Annotated in this window: 20 protein-coding genes; 11 read left to right on the top strand and 9 right to left on the bottom strand. The window is 67.4% G+C overall.

Annotated elements, in window-relative coordinates:
* Positions 1–43 precede the first annotated feature (43 nt).
* The 5 genes from yidC (at position 44) to BLT64_RS14100 (ending at position 4,972) form a co-directional block, all read left to right on the top strand.
* A complete protein-coding gene (yidC, locus tag BLT64_RS14080; RefSeq protein WP_011747216.1) occupies positions 44–1,951 on the top strand; it encodes a membrane protein insertase YidC in 1,908 nt (635 codons plus the stop codon).
* On the top strand, positions 1,948–2,706 hold the full coding sequence (locus BLT64_RS14085) for an MOSC domain-containing protein (protein ID WP_011747217.1): 759 nt from the start codon (positions 1,948–1,950) through the stop codon (positions 2,704–2,706). Before yidC ends, BLT64_RS14085 begins: the two co-directional genes overlap by 4 nt.
* Entirely contained in the window at positions 2,703–3,353 is a 651-nt protein-coding gene (yihA, locus tag BLT64_RS14090) for a ribosome biogenesis GTP-binding protein YihA/YsxC (RefSeq protein ID WP_011747218.1), read from the top strand. The genes BLT64_RS14085 and yihA overlap by 4 nt, the downstream gene beginning before the upstream one ends.
* Positions 3,354–3,445: 92 nt before the next feature.
* Positions 3,446–4,345 carry an acetylglutamate kinase gene (argB, locus tag BLT64_RS14095; protein ID WP_041530094.1) on the top strand — a complete coding sequence of 300 codons (900 nt, stop codon included), beginning with the start codon at positions 3,446–3,448 and terminating at the stop codon, positions 4,343–4,345.
* A gap of 108 nt (positions 4,346–4,453) precedes the next feature.
* The gene (locus BLT64_RS14100; RefSeq protein ID WP_011747220.1) at positions 4,454–4,972 is read left to right on the top strand and encodes a SixA phosphatase family protein; all 519 of its coding nucleotides are present in this window, start codon (positions 4,454–4,456) and stop codon (positions 4,970–4,972) included.
* On the opposite strand, the gene BLT64_RS14105 is transcribed toward BLT64_RS14100, so the two are convergent.
* Positions 4,969–5,928 carry a 1-phosphofructokinase family hexose kinase gene (locus tag BLT64_RS14105; protein ID WP_011747221.1) on the bottom strand — a complete coding sequence of 320 codons (960 nt, stop codon included), beginning with the start codon at positions 5,926–5,928 and terminating at the stop codon, positions 4,969–4,971. The genes BLT64_RS14100 and BLT64_RS14105 overlap by 4 nt on opposite strands.
* Positions 5,928–6,335: a metallopeptidase family protein gene (locus BLT64_RS14110; protein WP_011747222.1), complete on the bottom strand. Its 408-nt coding sequence runs from the start codon at positions 6,333–6,335 to the stop codon at positions 5,928–5,930. The genes BLT64_RS14105 and BLT64_RS14110 overlap by 1 nt, the downstream gene beginning before the upstream one ends.
* A 78-nt stretch (positions 6,336–6,413) precedes the next feature.
* On the opposite strand from BLT64_RS14110, the gene gltX reads away from it, so the two are divergent.
* The gene (gene gltX, locus BLT64_RS14115) at positions 6,414–7,739 is read left to right on the top strand and encodes a glutamate--tRNA ligase (RefSeq protein WP_011747223.1); all 1,326 of its coding nucleotides are present in this window, start codon (positions 6,414–6,416) and stop codon (positions 7,737–7,739) included.
* A 766-nt stretch (positions 7,740–8,505) separates the two neighbouring features.
* Positions 8,506–9,840, top strand: a complete 1,335-nt coding sequence (tig, locus tag BLT64_RS14120) for a trigger factor (RefSeq protein ID WP_041529783.1) — start codon at positions 8,506–8,508, stop codon at positions 9,838–9,840.
* 202 nt (positions 9,841–10,042) lie between these two features.
* Here tig and BLT64_RS14125 read toward each other — a convergent pair whose 3' ends face one another.
* The 4 genes from BLT64_RS14125 to rpsF all read right to left on the bottom strand — a co-directional run bounded on the left by BLT64_RS14125 (position 10,043) and on the right by rpsF (position 12,236).
* Positions 10,043–10,837 carry a hypothetical protein gene (locus BLT64_RS14125; protein ID WP_011747227.1) on the bottom strand — a complete coding sequence of 265 codons (795 nt, stop codon included), beginning with the start codon at positions 10,835–10,837 and terminating at the stop codon, positions 10,043–10,045.
* A 160-nt stretch (positions 10,838–10,997) separates the two neighbouring features.
* On the bottom strand, positions 10,998–11,582 hold the full coding sequence (rplI, locus tag BLT64_RS14130) for a 50S ribosomal protein L9 (protein ID WP_011747228.1): 585 nt from the start codon (positions 11,580–11,582) through the stop codon (positions 10,998–11,000).
* A 12-nt stretch (positions 11,583–11,594) separates the two neighbouring features.
* Complete coding sequence (rpsR, locus tag BLT64_RS14135; RefSeq protein WP_011747229.1) at positions 11,595–11,822, bottom strand: 30S ribosomal protein S18; 228 nt, start codon at positions 11,820–11,822, stop codon at positions 11,595–11,597.
* A gap of 18 nt (positions 11,823–11,840) precedes the next feature.
* Positions 11,841–12,236, bottom strand: coding sequence for a 30S ribosomal protein S6 (gene rpsF / locus BLT64_RS14140; RefSeq protein WP_011747230.1), 396 nt, complete (start codon positions 12,234–12,236; stop codon positions 11,841–11,843).
* A gap of 288 nt (positions 12,237–12,524) precedes the next feature.
* Here rpsF and BLT64_RS14145 point away from each other — a divergent pair, with 288 nt between their 5' ends.
* On the top strand, positions 12,525–13,106 hold the full coding sequence (locus tag BLT64_RS14145; RefSeq protein WP_011747231.1) for a YceI family protein: 582 nt from the start codon (positions 12,525–12,527) through the stop codon (positions 13,104–13,106).
* A 72-nt stretch (positions 13,107–13,178) separates the two neighbouring features.
* Here the strand turns inward: BLT64_RS14145 and BLT64_RS14150 are convergent, their stop codons facing one another.
* Complete coding sequence (locus tag BLT64_RS14150) at positions 13,179–14,201, bottom strand: cytochrome-c peroxidase (protein WP_011747232.1); 1,023 nt, start codon at positions 14,199–14,201, stop codon at positions 13,179–13,181.
* A gap of 192 nt (positions 14,202–14,393) precedes the next feature.
* Between BLT64_RS14150 and prfA the strand changes: the two genes are divergently transcribed.
* From prfA to BLT64_RS14165, 3 genes are all read left to right on the top strand, one after another.
* Positions 14,394–15,449, top strand: coding sequence for a peptide chain release factor 1 (gene prfA / locus BLT64_RS14155; RefSeq protein ID WP_011747233.1), 1,056 nt, complete (start codon positions 14,394–14,396; stop codon positions 15,447–15,449).
* 4 nt (positions 15,450–15,453) lie between these two features.
* A complete protein-coding gene (prmC, locus tag BLT64_RS14160; RefSeq protein ID WP_011747234.1) occupies positions 15,454–16,281 on the top strand; it encodes a peptide chain release factor N(5)-glutamine methyltransferase in 828 nt (275 codons plus the stop codon).
* Between the two features lie 247 nt (positions 16,282–16,528).
* On the top strand, positions 16,529–17,317 hold the full coding sequence (locus BLT64_RS14165) for a DUF4167 domain-containing protein (RefSeq protein WP_011747235.1): 789 nt from the start codon (positions 16,529–16,531) through the stop codon (positions 17,315–17,317).
* Positions 17,318–17,320: 3 nt separating this feature from the next.
* Here BLT64_RS14165 and rsmA read toward each other — a convergent pair whose 3' ends face one another.
* Entirely contained in the window at positions 17,321–18,169 is an 849-nt protein-coding gene (gene rsmA, locus BLT64_RS14170; protein WP_011747236.1) for a 16S rRNA (adenine(1518)-N(6)/adenine(1519)-N(6))-dimethyltransferase RsmA, read from the bottom strand.
* Complete coding sequence (gene pdxA, locus BLT64_RS14175; protein WP_011747237.1) at positions 18,166–19,134, bottom strand: 4-hydroxythreonine-4-phosphate dehydrogenase PdxA; 969 nt, start codon at positions 19,132–19,134, stop codon at positions 18,166–18,168. Before pdxA ends, rsmA begins: the two co-directional genes overlap by 4 nt.
* Positions 19,135–19,177 lie beyond the last annotated feature (43 nt).

The raw sequence follows: 19,177 nt of genomic DNA on the forward strand, positions 1-19,177 counted from the left end.
GCCCGAACCCTCAGACTGGGTGACGACGAAGGGCTGGTCCGGAATGCAAGACAACAACCGCAACCTCATCCTGGCGATGGTGCTTTCCGCCCTCGTCATGCTCGTCTGGTCGATCTTCTTCGCCCCCGAGCCGGTGCCGCCCGCGCAGGATACGCCAGCGGCCAGCACCCAGGGCACGGCCCAGCCCGAGGCCGGCGGTCCTGCGACGCCGGGTGCGGTGCCGCAAGGCGCGGCGCCGGAGCTGGAGGCAGCGGCGGCCAGCAGCGATCCCTCGGCCAATGCCGGGCGGGTGGCGATCGAATCCTCCTCGCTTGCGGGCACGATCTCGCTTGCGGGCGGTCGCATCGACGATCTTGAACTGACCGGCTACCGCGAGACGTTGGATACCAGGTCGCCCTTCGTGCGCCTGCTGTCGCCGACCGCGCAAACCACCGTGCAGGCCGAGGGCAGCCCGGTGGCGCCGGGCGGCGGTGCGGAACTTGCGGTGCAGAAACCCTATTACGCGGTCTATGGCTGGATGCCGGCGGCCGGCACCGATCCGGCGCTGGTTCCCGGCCCGGCTACGGTGTGGGAGGTCGAATCCGGCGCGAAGCTCGGCCCCGGCCAGCCGGTCACGTTGCGCTGGGACAACGGCGCCGGGCAGATCTTCCGCCGCACCTATGAGCTGGACGACAAGTTCCTGTTCACCGTGACCCAGACGCTGGAGAATACCGGGACCGCGCCCTTCTCGGCGGCGCCCTACGGCATCCTGGCGCGTCACGGCAAGCCCGACACCCAGAACTTCTTCGTCCTGCACGAGGGCGCAGTCGGCATGACCGACGGCAAGCTCTTGGAAAAGAAATACAAGGACATGACCAAGCTCGACCCGCTGCCGGGCGAGGGGCCTGCCGAGCTGGTCGAGGTGCAGGAGAACGGCTGGATCGGCTTTACCGACAAGTACTGGATGACCACCCTGGCACCCGCGCCTGGCCAGTCCTTTACCGCGGTGGCGAAATACGCCCCCGGCGCCGACATCTACCAGACCGAGGCGCGGATGCCGGTGCAGACCGTCGCCCCCGGCGCGACCGGCACCAGCTCCAGCTATCTTTTCGCCGGCGCCAAGGTCTGGGAGGTCATCAACGGCTATCAGACCAATCCCGGCATCGACCGTTTCGTCGATTCCATCGACTGGGGCTGGTTCTACTTCCTGACCAAGCCGATCTTCCGCCTGCTGCACTGGCTGCATGGCATGATCGGCAACATGGGCTGGGCGATCATCGCGCTGACCTTCGTGCTGAAGCTGCTGGTCTTCCCGCTGGCGCGCAAATCCTACATCTCGATGGCGAAGATGAAGGAGCTGCAACCGCAGATGGAGGCGATCAAGGAACGCACCGGCGACGACCGGATGAAGTTCCAGAAAGAGGTGATGGAGCTTTACAAGCGCGAAAAGGTGAACCCCGCCGCGGGCTGCCTGCCGGTGCTGCTGCAAATCCCGATCTTCTTTGCGCTCTACAAGGTGATCTTCGTCACCATCGAGTTGCGCCACGCGCCCTGGATCGGCTGGATTCGCGACCTTGCGGCGCCCGATCCGTCGAGCCTGTGGAACCTGTTCGGCCTGCTGCCCTGGGCGGCGCCGGGCCAGGGCAGCTTCCTGCACAGCTTTACCCTGCCGGTGCTGGCGATCCTGCTGGGCGTTTCGATGTGGATGCAGCAAAAGCTGAACCCGGCCCCCACCGATCCGGCGCAGAAGATGATCTTCGCCTGGATGCCCTGGGTGTTCATGTTCATGCTGGGCGGCTTTGCCTCGGGGCTGGTGCTTTACTGGATCACCAACAACACCATCACCATCATCCAGCAGTATACGATCATGTCGATGCACGGCCACCGGCCGGACTTCTTCGGCAATATCCGCTCCAGCCTGCCCTCGCGGGCCAAGGCAGGGGACAAGGGCGGGGACAAGGGCGGCAAATGACCGCCCGCATCGCCCGGATACGCCGGCATCCGATCAAGGCGATCGGCGGCGAGGACCTGCGCCGCACCCGTCTGGATGCGGCGCGACGCCTGCCGGGGGACCGGCTCTGGGCCCTGCTGACCGAGGGGGGGGAGCGCCATGCCGGCGATGTGCCGGGGCGCTGGCTGCCGAAATCCTGTTTCCTGCGCGGTGCGGCTTCGGCCGGGCTGCAGGCCGTCCAAGGCGGCTGGGGAGAGGGGGCGGAGGGGGGTCGCATCCGCCTGACCCATCCCGACCTGCCCGACCTGGATTTCGACCCCGCGACCGAGGGGCCGCGTCTCGTGGAATGGGTGCGCCCGCTCTGGTCGGCGGAAAAGCCGGCGCCGACGCGGCTCGTGCGCGGTCCGACAGGCTGGACCGACGCGAACCAGCCCTGGATCTCGATCCTGTCGCTGTCGAGCCTGGCCGACCTGGAAGCGCGGCTGGGCAAGCCTCTGGGCGTCGAACGCTGGCGCGGCAACCTCTGGCTGGAGGGCTGGGCGCCTTATGCCGAGCGTGACCTGATCGGCCATGTGCTGACCGTGGGCACGGTCGAGCTGCGCGTGACCGAAACCATCGGCCGCTGTCCGGCGACCAGTGCCGATCCTGCCACGGGCCGCATCGACATCGACATGCCCGCGGCGCTGGAGGCGCAATTCGGCCATCGCGATTTCGGCATCTATGCCGAGGTGGTGACCGGCGGCGACATCGCCCTGGGTAACGAGGTGCAAGCATGAAGGTCGCCTTTCCCATCGCCCCCGAGCCCGACGCCGAGTCGGCCGAGGCCGCGCGCCTGCTCTTTGCCGGCCCGGTGGATTTTCTGAAGGGCGTGGTCGCCATGGACGGGCTGCCGCCCGCGGATCGTCCCGAGGTCTGCTTTGCCGGCCGCTCGAATGCCGGCAAGTCCAGCCTCATCAACGCGCTGACGGGGCGCAAGTCGCTGGCGCGCGCCTCGAACACGCCGGGCCGCACGCAGGAGATCAACTATTTCACCCTGGGCGAGCGGGCCTATCTGGTGGACCTGCCGGGCTATGGTTTCGCCAAGGCGCCGGTCGCGGTGGTGGCGAAATGGCAGGCGCTGCTGAAGAATTACCTGTCCGGCCGGCCGACCCTGCGCCGGGCCTTCACGCTGATCGATTCGCGCCATGGCGTGAAGGATGTCGATCACGAGATCATGAAGCTGCTGGACCGCTCGGCCGTGCCCTTCCAGGTCGTGCTGACCAAGGCCGACAAGATCGGCGCGCAGGCCATGGAGGCCACCGTCGCGCAGGTGCAGGAGGCGTTGCAAAAGCATCCCGCCGCCTATCCCGAGCTTGTGATCACAAGCTCGGAGAAGGGCCAGGGCATCGCCACGCTGCGCGCCATCATCGCCAGTCTTGACTGAGCCGAATCCTGGCCGCGGCGCTCTGGACTGATCGGCGCCCGCGTCCTAGGGTCGGTTGCGACGAACAGGGGCCTTCGATGAGAAAGCAGAAGATGAACCGTGACTGGATCGCCACCGCCCGCACTCTGTCCGAGGCCCTGCCGTATATGCAGCGCTATTCGGGCGCCGTGGTGGTGGTGAAGTTCGGCGGCAATGCCATGGGCGACGATGAGGCCATGGCCGAATTCGCCCGCGACATCGTGCTGATGAAGCAGGTCGGCATCCATCCGGTCGTCTGCCACGGCGGCGGCCCGATGATCAACGACCTGCTGGGCAAGCTGGGCATCGAAAGCCGCTTCGTGCGCGGCAAGCGCGTCACCACCCGCGAGACGGTCGAGGTGGTCGAGATGGTGCTGTCGGGCCTTGTGAACAAGCGCATCGTGCAGGCGATCAACGATGCCGGCGGCCGCGCGGTCGGCATTTCCGGCAAGGACGACGACCTGATGGTCTGCGAGCCGGACGACCCGGAGCTGGGCTTTGTCGGCCGCCCGGTCGAGATGAACGTGCAGATCATCCGCGACCTCTACAATGCCGGGCTGATCCCGGTCATCGCCCCGGTGGCGACGGGGATGGAGGATAACGAGACCTTCAACGTCAACGGCGACACGGCGGCGGGGGCGATAGCCGGCGCGCTCAGGGCCGACCGGCTGCTGCTTCTGACGGATGTCGCGGGCGTCAAGGATGCCTCGGGCGAGGTGTTGACCGCGATGCATCCCGACCAGGTGCGGGCGATGATCGCCGACGGCACCATCGCCGGCGGCATGATCCCCAAGACCGAGACGGCGCTGAAGGCGCTGGACGAGGGCGTGCGCGCGGTGGTGATCCTGGACGGGCGGGTGCCGAACGCTTGCCTGCTGGAATTGTTCACCGAGCATGGCGCGGGTTCGCTGATCCGCTCGACCGAGCCGCGGGTCAAGCCGCGCGGCTTGCGTCAGGGCGACAGCGGGCTGTGAGCCCAAGCGCGCGCGAGGGGTGAAGACAGGGCTTGCCCGCGCGGCGGAAGCTATGGCAGGCTCGGTCCCGCTGCCCAACCTTAACCGCATGACCGAAAAGGCAATTCGATGACTCCACTCGGACACTGCCGCCTGATCCTGACCCGTCATGCCAAATCGTCCTGGGACGATCCGGCGCAACCGGATCACGACCGGCCGCTGAACGCGCGCGGCCGCCGCTCGGCCCGTGAATTGGGCGATTGGCTGGCCAGCCGCGGCTATGAGCCCGAGGAGGTGCTGTGCTCGACCGCCGAGCGCACGCGCGAGACCTGGGCCGGCATCGCCATGGCGCCGCTGGAGGTGCGGCCGCATATCCGTTACGAGCCGGGCCTTTACCACGCCACGCCCGAGAAGATGCTGGAGATCCTGCGCAGCGCCTCGGCGCCCACGGTGATGATGATCGGCCACAATCCCGGCATCGCGGAATTCGCCGCCATGTTGCCGGCGCGGGCGCCGCTGGACCCGGATTTCCGTCGCTATCCGACGGCGGCGACCCTGGTGGTCGATTTCCAGATCGGCGCCTGGTCCGAACTGCGCCCGGCGCAGGGCAGCGTGCTGGATTTCGTGCGCATGGACGGGCGCGGCTAGGCGCCCATCCGCGTGACCATGCGGGCGGCGAACAGCCGCTCGACATCCTCGCCCCGGCACAGCTCGGTCGCGGGGGTCTGCACTGTCGCCGAGGCGGCGGCCGCCGCCAGCCCCAGCGCATCGCAGACCGGCCAGCCGCGGGCATGGCCCAGCGTGAAGCCGGCCAGGAAACTGTCGCCGGCGCCGACCTTGCTGACCACCTGCACCCGCGCGGCCTCGGCATGCCAGATGCCCTGGTCGGTGGCGATGATATTGCCGTCGCGACCGCGCGCCACGATCACCCCATGCGCCGCACCCGAGGCGACGAGCCCCGCCGCGAAGGCGGCCGTGTCGGCGCGATAGGGCAGGGGGCGGCCGGCCAGCCCCTGGGCCTCTTCGTCGTCCATGCGCAGGATCTCGACCCGGCGGTCGGTGGCGGATGCGACCTCGGCCAGCGCCTTGCCCGAGGTGTCGACGATCAGCCGCGCGCCGGTGCCGCGCAGCCGCTCGGCCAGCATGGCGGCAAAGCGCACCGGCACCCCCGGCGGGTTCGAGCCCGACAGCACCACCAGCGCACCGGGTGCAGCTGCCCCGGCGGCGGTGTCCAGCGCGGCCTCGACATCGGCCGCGGACCATTCCGGGCCGGGCATGACGAAACGGTATTGCTGGCGGATGGTGCGGTCGTCCACGGTCAGGGACTGCCGCGTCTCGCCCGGCGCGGGCAGGGTCATGAGCGGGATGCCGGTTTCCTCCAGCAGCCCGGCGATGCGTTGCCCGGTCGCGCCGCCAAGCGCCACCAGCGCGGTGCTGTCGCCACCCATGGCGCGGATCGCCCGGCTGACATTGATGCCGCCGCCGCCCGGGTCGAAGCGCGGCGCCTCGCAGCGCAGCTTGATGTCGGGCACCACCTGCCGCGCGGCGGTGGTGACGTCCAGCGCCGGGTTCAGCGTGATGGTCAGGATCGGTGCCTGGTCCATCATTCCCACCAGCGGTCGATGGTGGCGATGTCGTCGTCGGACCAGCCGAAATGATGGGCGAATTCATGGACCACGACATGCGCGACCAACTGGCCCAGCGTCACGTTCCCGCGCGAGGCCCATTCGTCCAGGATGGCGCGGCGGAACAGCCAGACCGTATCGGGGAAATGCTGGGGATCGGTCGCCGATTTCTCGGTCATCGGCACGCCGTCGTAAAGCCCGGTCAGCTCCAGCGGATCGTCGATCTCCAGCTCGTCCAGGAACTCTTCGCTGGCGAAATCCTCGATGCGCAGCACGACCTGCGCGGCGGGACCGGCGAATTCCGGCGGCAGCCCGGCGATCGCCTCGCGCGCCAGTTCCTCGATTATGGCCGCGTCGGGGGCCTCGGCATTCTTCCAGTCAAGCATCGGCTAACCTCTGTCTTTGGTCCCGATATGGACAAAAACCGCCGTTTGTGAAAGAGCGAAGCGGACAGGAGACCTCCCATGACCACCACCCGTTTCGCCCCTTCGCCCACCGGCCATATCCATGTCGGCAACCTGCGCACGGCGCTGATGAACTATCTGATCGCGCGCAAGGCGGGCGGCACCTTCATCCTGCGGCTGGACGATACCGACCGCGAGCGGTCCAAGCAGGAATATGCCGACGGCATCCAGCGCGACCTGGAATGGCTGGGCCTGACCTGGGACCGGATCGAGCGGCAGTCGGATCGGCTGGACCGCTATGCCGAGGCGGCCGAGGGGCTGCGCGCCGCCGGGCGGCTCTACGAGGTGTTCGAGACCCCGACCGAACTGGACCTGAAGCGCAAGAAGCAGCTCAACATGGGCAAGCCGCCGGTCTATGATCGCGCCGGCCTGAAGCTTTCGGCCGAGGACAAGGACAGGCTGCGCGCCGAGGGCCGTGCCGGCTATTGGCGCTTTCTGCTGGATCAGGAACGGATCGAGTGGGCCGACGGCATCCTGGGCGATATTTCCATCGATGCGGCCAGCGTCTCGGACCCGGTGCTGATCCGCGCCGACGGGCAGGTGCTTTATACCTTTGCCAGCTCGGTCGACGATGCCGAGATGGGCGTGACCCATATCGTGCGCGGCGCCGACCATGTCACCAATACCGCGACGCAGATCCAGATCATCCGCGCCCTGGGGTCCGAGCCGCCGGCCTTTGCCCATCACAGCCTGCTGACCGGCGCGCAGGGCGAGGAGCTGTCCAAGCGGCTGGGCACGCTGTCGATCCGCGACCTGCGCGAGAGCGGCGTGGCGCCCGAGGCGCTCTTGTCGCTGATGGCGCGGCTGGGCTCGTCGCAGCCGGTCGAGCTGAAGATGTCGCTGGACGAACTGGCCGAAGGGTTCGATCTGGGCCAGTTCGGCGCCTCGCCCACCAAGTTCGATGCCGAGGATCTGTGGCCGCTGACCCGCGAGGCGAACCAGTCGCGCCCCCTCGCCGAGGTCCGGGACCGCATTGCCGCGCTTGGCGTGCCCGACGAACTGGTCGAGCGGTTCTGGCGCGTCGCCTCGCAGAACATCACCAAGCTGGACGATCTGGCCGGCTGGTGGCAGATCTTCTCGACGGGGGCCGAGCCGCAGATCGATCCCGAGGATGCCGATTTCATCGCCGAGGCGATGAAGCTGCTGCCGCCGCCGCCCTATACCGATGCGACCTGGGGCGAGTTCACCAATGCGGTGAAACAGGCGACCGGCCGCAAGGGCAAGGGCCTGTTCATGCCGCTGCGCAAGGCGCTGACCGGCCAGGCGCATGGGCCGGACATGTCCGAGGTCATGCCGCTGTTGCAGGTCGTGCGCGCGCGCGGCTGATTTCAGCCCCGGTGCAATGCGAAAAGGCCGCCTGGGAAGGCGGCCTTTGCCATTTCGAGAACTGTTGTCTCAAGTCTCTGATTTGATCGTTTTGTTTGCCATGGCACACAATCGCCATGAGCGAGTCGGGGCAGATCCTGCCTGATAAACATGCAATCGTGACTGGGGGAATCCGGCAGTTCCCTGCCGTTTCACAACCGGGCGGGGGCAGACATGCACCCGCCCGGTCAGGTTTGAACAAACAACAAAAGAACCGCTTACCAAGGTTAACAAACAACCGCTTACGGAACGATGCCTGTATGCACTGCCGGCAGGAAGAAGGGAATATATCCATAAGTTAGGTTACGTTTGCTGACCTAATAACGGCAGCTCGTTGATTTCCCGGGGGCTGCAACTTCTGGCTGTAGATCGCGTCGGCAAGCGAAAGATCGCTTGCCCTAACTGACCTTGCGTCAATCGAATCCCGACGGGCAGTCGATCCGCGATGAAGCCATAATGCCCAATTCAACCAAGGACTGCCGGGTGATCCGTCCTTTCGCCCCTGGGTCGCATCGGGGTCGGGTATTTTCCTGCATCGCCTCTTGGGGCGTGCAGCCCGAAACCCGGCGCAGGCACCGCGAATCCCGCCTTCGTCCTTGCTATGCGGGGCAAAATCCCATAGCTAGCGCGCTGAAACAGGCGGGGGCGCGGGACGGCAGGTCCTGGCGCCGGTGAGGCCGTAATGCCTCTGGGACCCGCGCGATGGTTCGTGGATGAAGGAAGACAAATGCAGGTCAAGGAAACCCAGAACGAAGGGCTGAAGCGGGGCTATGAATTCACCCTGCCGGCGGCCGACCTGGCGGCGCAGGTGGATGCGAAGCTGAAAGAGGCCCAGCCCGAGGTCGAGATGAAGGGCTTCCGCAAGGGCAAGGTGCCGATGGCGCTGCTGAAGAAGCAGTTCGGCCAGCGTATCATGGGCGATGCTATGCAAGAGGCCATCGACAAGGCGCTGCGCGACCATCTGGAGAAATCGGGCGACCGTCCCGCCCTTCAGCCCAAGATCGAGATGGTCAACGGCGAGACCTGGAAAGAGGGCGACGACGTCGTCGTCACCGTCGCCTATGAGGCGCTGCCGGCTATTCCCGAAGCCGACCTCTCGGGCGTCGAGCTGGAGCGGCTGGTGGTTGAGGCCAGCGAGGAGCAGGTGACCGAGGCGCTGGAGAACCTGGCCAAGAACGCCCAGAGCTTCGAGGATCGCAAGAAGGGCACCAAGGCCAAGGACGGCGATCAGATCGTGATCGACTTCAAGGGCATGGTCGATGGCGAAGCCTTCGAGGGCGGCTCGGCCGAGGACTATCCCCTGGTGCTGGGCTCCAAGAGCTTCATTCCCGGCTTCGAGGAACAGCTGGTCGGCGCCAAGGCCGGCGACGAAGTCAAGGTCGAGGTGAAATTCCCCGAGGATTACGGCCACCCGGCTTTGGCCGGCAAGGACGCGGTCTTCGAGACCACCGTCAAGGCGGTGAAGGCGCCGAAGGCGGCCGAGATCGACGACGAACTGGCCAAGAAGTTCGGCGCCGAGAGCCTGGACGCGCTGAAGGGCCAGATCCGCGAGCGGCTGGAGGCCGAATACAAGGGCGCCTCGCGCCAGGTGCTCAAGCGCACGCTGCTGGATCGGCTGGACGAGATGGTCAAGTTCGACCTGCCCGAATCGCTGGTCGAGGCCGAGGCGCACCAGATCGCGCATCAGCTCTGGCACGAGGAGCATCCGGAGGAGCACGGCCATAACCATGGCGAGATCGAGCCGACGGACGAGCACAAGAAGCTGGCCGAGCGCCGCGTCCGCCTGGGCCTGCTGCTGGCCGAGATCGGCCAGAAGGCCGAGATCACCGTCTCGGATCAGGAGATGACCCAGGCCGTGCTGCGCCAGGCCCGTCAGTTCCCGGGCCAGGAGCGCGCCTTCTTCGAGTTCATCCAGCAGAACCCGCAGGCGCAGCAGCAGTTGCGCGCGCCGATCTTCGAGGACAAGGTCGTGGACCATATCGTCGAGGGCGCCAAGGTTTCGGAAAAGCCCGTGACCAAGGACGAGCTGGAAAAGGCCATCGAGGCCCTGGATCAGGTCTGATCCGCGTTTTGATCGCGATGAGAGAGGCCGCCCATTGAGGCGGCCTTTTTCGTTGTCGTGCCAAGGCGGTGCGGGCGGGATCGTGGCACCGTTGCGCAGGTGAGTATTTGTGGAACGAAGAAGTCTTGGCCGGACCGCGGGGGGATGCCGCGCTGGCGGCACGGAAAGGCTGACTAGGTATTGGGGAACGGACCGTTTGGCGTCAGAGTCGGTGCACGCGAGGATTGTGGTCGGCGGGGCCGCCGGGGTCGGGCCCCTCCATCGGGTCGTGCAGCAACGGGTCGTCGCGCAGGTCCGGCATATGCGCGCCGTGGCGCTTGTCTTGCGACGAAGCGCGGGGCTGCGGCGGGCTGGGCTTGCGGTCGATGATGTCGCGCACCATTGCCGCGGCATCGCCGAATTCCTGCACGATGGTGCTGGCTTGTCCGGCGACGGTGCGGAAGCCGGCCACGGCAGCCGTCAGCGCCCGCATCACGTTCTCGACGCCGTTGGTCAGGCTGGCGGTGTTGGCCTCGACCTCTTGCAGCAGGCCCTGCCGCGGTGGGCGGCGGCTGGGGCGGGGGTGCTTGGGTTCCGCTTCGGGCCTTGCCGTGCGGCGGGCTTCGTGCTGCCGAGGCGGGGGCGGCGCTGCAGGCTTGCGAGCGGCCGGATCGGGCGCGACATGCTGCGGCGCGAAGCTGTCGCGGCGGCGTTGCGGGGGCGTGTCTTGGGAGGCGAGGCCCAGCAGGTGCCGCGCGGCGATGACGCTGCCGGCGGTCAGGGCTGCCGCAGCCACCCCGGTGCCGCCCAGCACCAGCCATTTCGCCCCGCGAGAGGGGCGGGGCCAAGGCCGGCTGCCATCGGGCGAGACATCGCCATGCGGGGGGATGCGGCGCGATTCCACCGGCCCCGGTGGATGGCGATGCCCCTTGGGCACCGGGCGGGGGCCGAAGCGGGTCTGGCTGGTGTCATCGGCCTCGGTGTGGGTTATCGGCGGCAGGTCGTCCTGATGGCGCATTCCGGCAAATCCTCTGGCGAAGGGTCGCTTTGTGCCTCAACCCCGAAATCCGGCGAATGTTCCGCCGCCCGCGCGTCGTGGGCAAGGGGCGCTGCCGTCCGGGCATGAAAAAACGCGCCGAGGTTGCGGCGCGTTCTTCCGTTTTCCGATGAAGGCGCGATCAGTTCGCGGCTTCGTCCTCGTCGCGACCGGCCGAGCCGATGTCGTCGAACAGTTCCGCGATCTCGAATTCCGCGGCGGCTTCCTCTTCGGCGGCCAGTTCCTGGATCGACTTGCCCGACGCCTGGAGTTCGGCCTCTTCGGCCGAGCGGGCGACGTTCAGCTTGATCGTCACATCGACTTCCGGGTGCAGGTGCACGCGGACCTCGTGCAGGCCCAGCTCCTTGATCGGGGCGGTCAGGACGACCTGACGACGCTCGACCGCAAAGCCTTCGGCAATGGCGACATCGGCGGCGTCACGCGGGGTGACCGAGCCGTAGAGCGCGCCGGCATCCGAGGCGGAGCGGATGATGACGAAGGTCTGGCCGTCGAGCTTCTCGGCGATCTTCTCGGCTTCGGCGCGGGTCTCGTCGTTGCGCGAGGCGAGTTCGGCCTTGCGGGCTTCGAAGGCCTGGATATTGGCGTCCGAGGCGCGCAGCGCCTTGCCCTGCGGCAGAAGGAAGTTGCGGGCAAAGCCGTCCTTGACTTTGACCACTTCGCCCATCTGGCCCAGCTTGGCCACGCGTTCCAGCAGGATGACTTGCATGATCGTCTCTCCTTACTTCACGGCATAGGGCAGCAGGGCGAGGAAGCGGGCGCGCTTGATGGCGCGCGCCAGTTCGCGCTGCTTCTTGGCCGAGACGGCGGTGATGCGCGAGGGCACGATCTTGCCGCGTTCACTTATGTAACGCTGAAGCAGGCGCGTGTCCTTGTAGTCGATGGCGGGGGCGTTGTCGCCCGAGAAGGGGCAGACTTTCCGGCGGCGGAAGAAGGGTTTGTTGGCCATGATCCTGGTTCCTTTCCCTTAATTCCGGTCGTCGCGGTCACGACGCTCGCGGCGTTCGCCGCGGTCGCCACGATCACCGCGCTCGCGCTCGTCGCGCTTCTGCATCTGGACCGAGGGGCCGTCCTTGTGCTCGTCCACGCGGACGGTCAGCACGCGCATGACGTCGTCATGCAGGCGGGCAAGGCGCTCCATCTCCTGCACGGCGGCCGAGGGGGCGTCCGAACGCAGGTAGGCGTAGTGGCCCTTGCGGTTCTTGTTGATCTTGTAGGCGAGCGTGCGCACGCCCCAGTATTCGTTGTCCACGACCTTGCCGCCGTTGTCGGCGATCACGGTCGAGAAATGTTCGATCAGCCCTTCGGCCTGCGCGTTCGACAGGTCCTGGCGAGCGATCAGCACATGCTCGTAAAGCGGCATGTCTGCACCTTTCTTCGGGGCGCACTTCAACGGCGGGACAACCCTTCCGCGCCCCGCCACGAGAGGCTGCGCCGGTTTCGCATTTGCGGAAGGATGCGGCCTTATAGCGATCACGCTGGGGAATGCAAGGCAAAACCCTGGAAAGTGCCGCAAGATCGCCGCTGCGGCGAAACAGTTTCCGCGCTGCGGCGAAACACGAAAATGTCAGGGGGTTTGTCGGAAACCCTTGTTGATGCTTGGGCATTTTCTGGCAGAACCGTGCATGACATTTTCAATCCGGAGTCCAGAATGAAACCCATCCTTGCCCCCGTCGCCGCGATCACCCTGTTCGGCGCCACCGCCGCCATGGCCGAGCCGGTCGTCTACGACTTCGATCCCTCGCACAGCCAGGTCGTCTTCGAATACAACCACATGGGCTTTTCGACCAGCACGGGCATCATCAACGGTGTCACCGGCAAGCTGACGCTGGATGCCGAAAACCCCGCCAATTCCAGCGTCGAGGCGACCATCCCGCTGTCGGGGCTTCGCACCGTGTCCGAGGAACTGGACAAGCACCTGTTCGGGCCGGATTTCTTCAACACCGATGCCAGCGGCGCGGTCGCGACCTTCAAGTCGACCAAGGTTGAGCCCGAGGACGACAAGGAAGCGAAGGTGACGGGCGACCTGACGCTGAACGGGGTGACCAAGCAGGTCGTGCTGGATGTCGACCTGAACCAGATCGCCGCCCACCCGATGACCGGCAAGGAGGCCGCCGGCTTTGATGCCGAGGCCGAGATCAAGCGTTCGGAGTTCAACCTGGGCAAGTTCGCCCCGGCCGTCGAGGACGAGGTCGAGATCAAGATCACCGTCGAAGCCGTCAAGGCCGACTGATCCGCCGCACGGATCGCAAGCGAAAAAGGGGCCCCCGAGAGGGCCCCTTTGTCATTTCCGCCTGTGCGTGCCTTACATCGGCGTGGGCAGCGGTGTCGTGTCGGTGCGCACCGGCAGGATCGGGTGGTCGATCACCGGTTGCTCGCCCGTCAATGCGCCCAGGAAGGCGGTGATGTCGTTGGCCTGCTGATCGGTCAGTTCGGTGCCGATCTGGGCCGAGGACATGATCTGCACCGCTTCCGCCAGATCCCAGACCACGCCCGAATGGAAATAGGGTGCGGTCAGCGCCACGTTGCGCAGCGGCGCGGCCCGGAAGACGTATTCGTCATCCGCGGTCTGGCTGATCTCGTAGCGGCCCTTGTCGCCTGCGGGCAGCACCTCGGCGCCGGGCCTGGCGATCAGGCCGAAGGGGTGATAGTCCTGCCCGCCCAGGTTGATGCCGTAGTGGCAGGCGGTGCAGCCGGTCTCGATAAAGGCTTGCAGGCCGCGCTTCTGCTGGTCGGACATCGCCGCATCGTCGCCGGCCAGGAAGCGGTCGAAGGCGCTGTTCGGCGTGATCAGCGTGGCCTCGAACTGCTCGATCGCAACGGCGAAGTTGTCGAAGCTGACCGGCTCTGCCTCATCCGGGAAGGCGGCCTTGAAGGCGTCGACATATTCCGGCATCGAATTGATGGTCTGGACCACCTGATCGGGGGTGTTGCTCATCTCGACGCCGGCCTGGACCGGACCTTTCGCCTGTTCCGCCAGGTCGCCCGCGCGCCCGTCCCAGAACTGCGCGGCGTTGAAGATCGCGTTCAGCATGGTGGGGGCGTTGCGCGGCCCCCGCTGCCAGCCGTGCCCGATCGAAGTCGGCAGGCCGTCCACCCCGCCCAGGCCGACGTTGTGGCAGGTCTGGCATGAAATCAGGCCGGAACTGGACATGCGCGGGTCGAAGAACAGCATCTTGCCCAGCTCGATCTTTTCGGCGGTCAGCGCGATGCCCTCGGGGTTTTCCTCGGTCTGCTTGATCGCCGTCATCTTCTCGGGAAGCGCCTCGAACACCCCCTTGGCTTCCTCGCGCAGGGCGCTGTCGTCGATGGCTTCGGTCTGTGCCATGACCGGCAGAGCGGACAGGGCAAGACTCGTCGCTGTCAGAAAGGGGACGAGTTTCACTTGGGTGCCTCCTTTGGCTTGGTGGGCGCGTCTCGCGGAAACCTGCACCATGACGGTCCGTCGCGCTTTGATCTGGGTCAGATGTTTTCGAGGTTCTGCCTTGCCGGCCGTTGAAGCAGCGGCTAATTGCAACGAATGCTGCCGGAAGACCGCCTTATCCAGATCGTCGAGCGCTTCGAATATCTCGAGGCGCGGCTGAATGCCGGGCCTGCGGCCGAGGAAATCGCCGCGATCAGCCGGGAATACGCCGAGTTGAAGCCCGTCGTCGCGCAGATCGCCCAATGGCGCTCGGTGCAGGAGGACATCCGCCAGGCCCAGGCCATGTTGGCCGATCACGAGATGCGCGAACTGGCGCAGGACGAATTGTCGCGCCTGCGCGCCGGCCTGCCCGCCCTGGAACATGCGCTGCGCGTCGCGCTGTTGCCGCGCGACGCCGCCGACGCCCGGCCGGCGATCCTGGAGATCCGCCCCGGCACCGGCGGCGAAGAGGCGGCGCTGTTCGCGGGCGACCTGCTCGACATGTATCGCCGCTTTGCCGAATCGCAGGGCTGGCAGTTCCAGATGCTGGAGCTGGTCCGGTCCGACCTCGGCGGCGTGCGCGAGGCGATGGCGCGGATCGAGGGCGAGGGGGTCTTCGCACGGCTGAAATACGAATCGGGCGTGCACCGGGTGCAGCGTGTCCCCGAGACGGAATCGGGCGGCCGCATCCATACCAGCGCCGCCACCGTCGCCGTGCTGCCCGAGGCCGAGGAGGTCGATGTCGACATCCCCGCCGCCGATATCCGCATCGATACCATGCGCGCCAGTGGGGCCGGCGGTCAGCACGTCAACACCACCGATTCGGCGGTGCGCATCACCCACCTGCCGACCGGCATCGTCGTGACCAGTTCGGAAAAGTCGCAGCATCAGAACCGCGCCAACGCCATGGCCGTGCTGCGCGCCCGGCTCTACGACATGGAGCGGTCGCGCGCTGATGCCGAACGTGCCGCCGACCGCAAGAGCCAGGTCGGCTCGGGCGACCGTTCCGAGCGCATCCGCACCTATAATTTCCCGCAGGGCCGCATGACCGATCACCGCATCGGCCTGACGCTCTATGCGCTGGACCGCATCATGCAGGGCGAGATCGGCGAGATCGTCGAGGCGCTGGCCGCGCATGACCAAGCCGCGCGGCTGGCCGCGCAGGGTGAGTGATTCCATGACCGGCGCCGAGGCGCTGCGCCGCGGCGCGGCCCTGCTTGCCGAGGCCGGGGTGCCCGGCGCGGCCGAGGACGCCCGGCAGTTGCTGGCCCATGCCCTGGAGCTGCCGCGCCATCACCTGACCGCCGCGCTGGCCATGCCCCTGCCGCCCGAGGCGCTGCGACGTTTCGACGCATCCCTTGCCGCCCGGGCCGCGCGCCAGCCGGTCAGCCAGATCCTTGGCCGGCGCGCCTTCTGGAAGCACGAGTTCCGCGTGACCCGCGACACGCTCGACCCGCGCCCCGAGACCGAAACGCTGGTCGAGGCGGCGCTGACCGAGCCCTTCGCCTCGGTGCTGGACCTGGGCACCGGCACGGGGGCGATCCTGATCTCGCTCCTGGCCGAGCGGCCGGCCGCGCGCGGGCTGGGCACCGACATTTCGCCCGCAGCGTTGGAGGTGGCGCGGGAAAATGCCACGCGGATCGGGGTTTGCGCGGATTTCCTTGAATCGAACTGGTTTGCCTCGGTTGCGGGACAGTTCGATCTGATCGTCTCGAACCCGCCCTATATCGCGCTGGAGGAGATGGCCGGGCTTTCGCCAGAAGTGCGGGAATGGGAGCCGCGCGCGGCCCTGACCGACGAGGCGGACGGGCTTTCCGCCTATCGCGCCATCGCGGCCGGGGCGCCCGCGCATCTGCTGCCCGGCGGCCGGCTGATGGTCGAGATCGGTCCCACGCAAGGCGCCGCCGTGGCAGCGCTGATGCGCGCCGTCGGCCTGGCCGAGCCGCGGATCCTGCCCGATCTGGACGGCCGCGACCGCGTCGTCAGCGCCCGCAACCCGCTTTGATCCGGCAAGGATCCGCATCTTTCGCCGGTTTTGGCGAAATTTTCGCTTGTAAGCGACGCGCCAGCATGTTTATTCGCAGTTGTGACGGGGGCGCGCTGCCCACGCACGGGTCAGTCATACTCAGATAACCCAGCTTTTCACTGGTGACGCGGGAGCCGGACCAAGTTCCGCACCTGCGCTGACACCCGCCCTAGGAATGACCCCAACCTTAGCCGGCCCTTGCCGGTCATAAACTGACAAACAGCTGATGAGATCATCCAAATCCCGTTCGCGTAACAAGTCGAACCGACAGCGTTCGCTGGGCAATATCGTCAACCGCGTCTTTGATTCCTCGGGTCCCGAGGGCAAGGTGCGCGGCACGCCCCAGCAGATCATCGAGAAATACCTGACGCTTGCCCGCGACGCCCAGCTTTCCAACGACCGGGTGGCCGAGCAGAGCTTTCTGCAACACGCGGAACATTACACCCGGCTTCTGGGTGAGGCGCAGCGCGAACAGGCCGAGCGTCAGAGCCAGCAGCATCAGAATCGCGACGACGATCTGCACGACGGCAACGGCCAGACCGCATCCGAGAACGGCAACGGCCATCACGGCCACCGACAGGAGCGTCAGGACCGGCGCGACGATCGCCGCGACGATCGCCGCGACGAGCGTCGCGATGACCGCCGAGAGGAACGTCGCGAGGATCGCCGGGAAGAACGCCAGCCCGCCCCTCGCACGGAAGAGCGTGCCGAGCCGGCTGCTGCGCCCGCCGATGCCGGGTTGCCGCCGGTGATCTCCTCGGACGAGGATGCCGCCGGCCCGGTCGAGACCCCGGAAAGCGCCGTCGAAGGACCCGCCGAGCCGGCCGCTGCCCCTGCGGAAGAACCCGCCGCTGCCGAGCCGGCACCGCGCCGTCGCAGCCGCACCACGACCGCGGCCGCACCGCGCAGCCGCAAGAAACCGGCCGAGGACGGCGCAAAGCCTGCGGTAAAATCCGCGCGCGGGCAGGGTGCCAAGGCCGCAAAGGCCCAGCAGGAAAACGCCTCGGGCGAGTGAATGTCAGCGCGGCGCGGCGGCCAGGCCCCGCGCCAGCGCGCAGAACTGCTCCAGCCCGATTTCCTCGGCCCGGGCGGTGGGGGCGATGCCGGCCTGGATCAGCAGCGCCTCGATCTCCGGGTGCAGGCCCTTCAGCGAGGCGCGCAGCATCTTGCGGCGCTGGTTGAACCCCGCTGCCACGACGCGATTCAAGACCGCCGGATCGGCCGGGTAGCGCGGCCCGGGCAGGGCGGTCAGATGCACCACCGCCGAATGCACCTTGGGCGCCGGCACGAAGGCTTCGGGCGGCAGGGTCATCACGATCCGCGCCTCGGTGCGCCACTGCGCCAGCACGGCGAGCCGGCCATAGGCTTTGCCGCCCGGCTGGGCCACGATGCGCTCGGCCACTTCCTTCTGGAACATCAGCGTCAGCGATTGCCAGAAGGGCGGCCAGGCGGCAGGGGTCAGCCAACGGATCAGCAACTCAGTGCCGACATTGTAGGGCAGGTTCGCCACGATGCGGATCGGCGGCGTCAGATGCGCCAGCGGGTCGATCTCCAGCGCGTCGCCATGGATCACCTCCAGCCGGCCGGGATAGGCCGTGGCGATCTCGGCCAAGGCGGGCAGGGCGCGGGCATCCTTTTCGATGGCCAGCACATGGCGCGCGCCCTCGGCCAGCAACCCGCGGGTCAAGCCGCCCGGACCCGGCCCGACCTCGATCACGTCGCAGCCCGTCAGGTCGCCGGCGGCACGGGCGATCTTGGCGGTCAGGTTCAGGTCCAGCAGAAAGTTCTGCCCCAATTGCTTCTTGGCGCGCAGGTCGTGGCGCGCGATCACCTCGCGCAGCGGCGGCAGCCCGTCGATGGCGCTCATCGCCGCGCCGCCATCTCATGTGCCATGCGCAGCGCCGCAATGACGCTCTCCGCGTCGGCGATGCCCTGGCCGGCGATGTCGAAGGCGGTGCCGTGATCGGGCGAAGTGCGCACGAAGGGCAGGCCCAGCGTGATGTTCACCCCACCGGCGAAATCCAGCGTCTTGATCGGGATCAGCGCCTGGTCGTGATAGGCGCAAAGCGCCGCGTCGTAACGCGCCCGTGCCGCCGGATGGAACATGGTATCGGCCGGCAGCGGCCCGCGCAGGTCGAACCCTTCTCGGCGCAGCCGCTCGATCAGCGGCGCCATCCAGCGCGCCTCCTCGTCGCCCATGACGCCGTTCTCGCCGGCATGCGGGTTGAGCCCGGCGATCGCCAGCCGCGGCTGCGCGAGGCCGAAGTCGCGCCGCATCGCGGCATCGGTGATGCGGATCGCCTGCTCCAGCCGCAAGGGCGTCAGCGCCAGGGGCACCTCGGAGAGCGGGATGTGGATCGTCACCGGCACCACCCGGCAGGGCGGCTGGACGGTGGTCGAGGCCAGCATCATCACCACCGGCACGTCGCCGGCCAGATGCGCCAGATATTCGGTATGGCCGGGAAAGCCGAAACCGGCGCCGCGCTTCAGCGCTTCCTTGTTGATCGGCAGGGTGCAGATGCCGCCGGCTGCGCCCGACATGGCCAGATCGACCGCGCGGGCGATGACCTCGATCACGGCGGGGGCGTTGGCGGGATCGGGCTGGCCGGGTCGGGCGGGGGCCGGAAAGTCGTGCCGCAGCACCGCCAGCACGCCATCGGCCACCGGCTCGCCGGGTGCCGTCACTTCGGCCCAGGCGGTCCCTTCGGGCAGGTGGCGGGGATCGCCCAGAAACACGAAGGGCACGCCCGAGGCCAGCGCCTTGGGCGCAAGCTCCGGCCCGACGCCCGCCGGCTCGCCGCAGGTCAGAATGATGGGCCGGGCTTCAGTCATCTTCTCCGTTTCCCAAATACTCTCTGGGGGTCCGGGGGGCGAA

The sequence above is a fragment of the Paracoccus denitrificans genome (assembly GCF_900100045.1).
Lineage (GTDB): Bacteria > Pseudomonadota > Alphaproteobacteria > Rhodobacterales > Rhodobacteraceae > Paracoccus > Paracoccus denitrificans.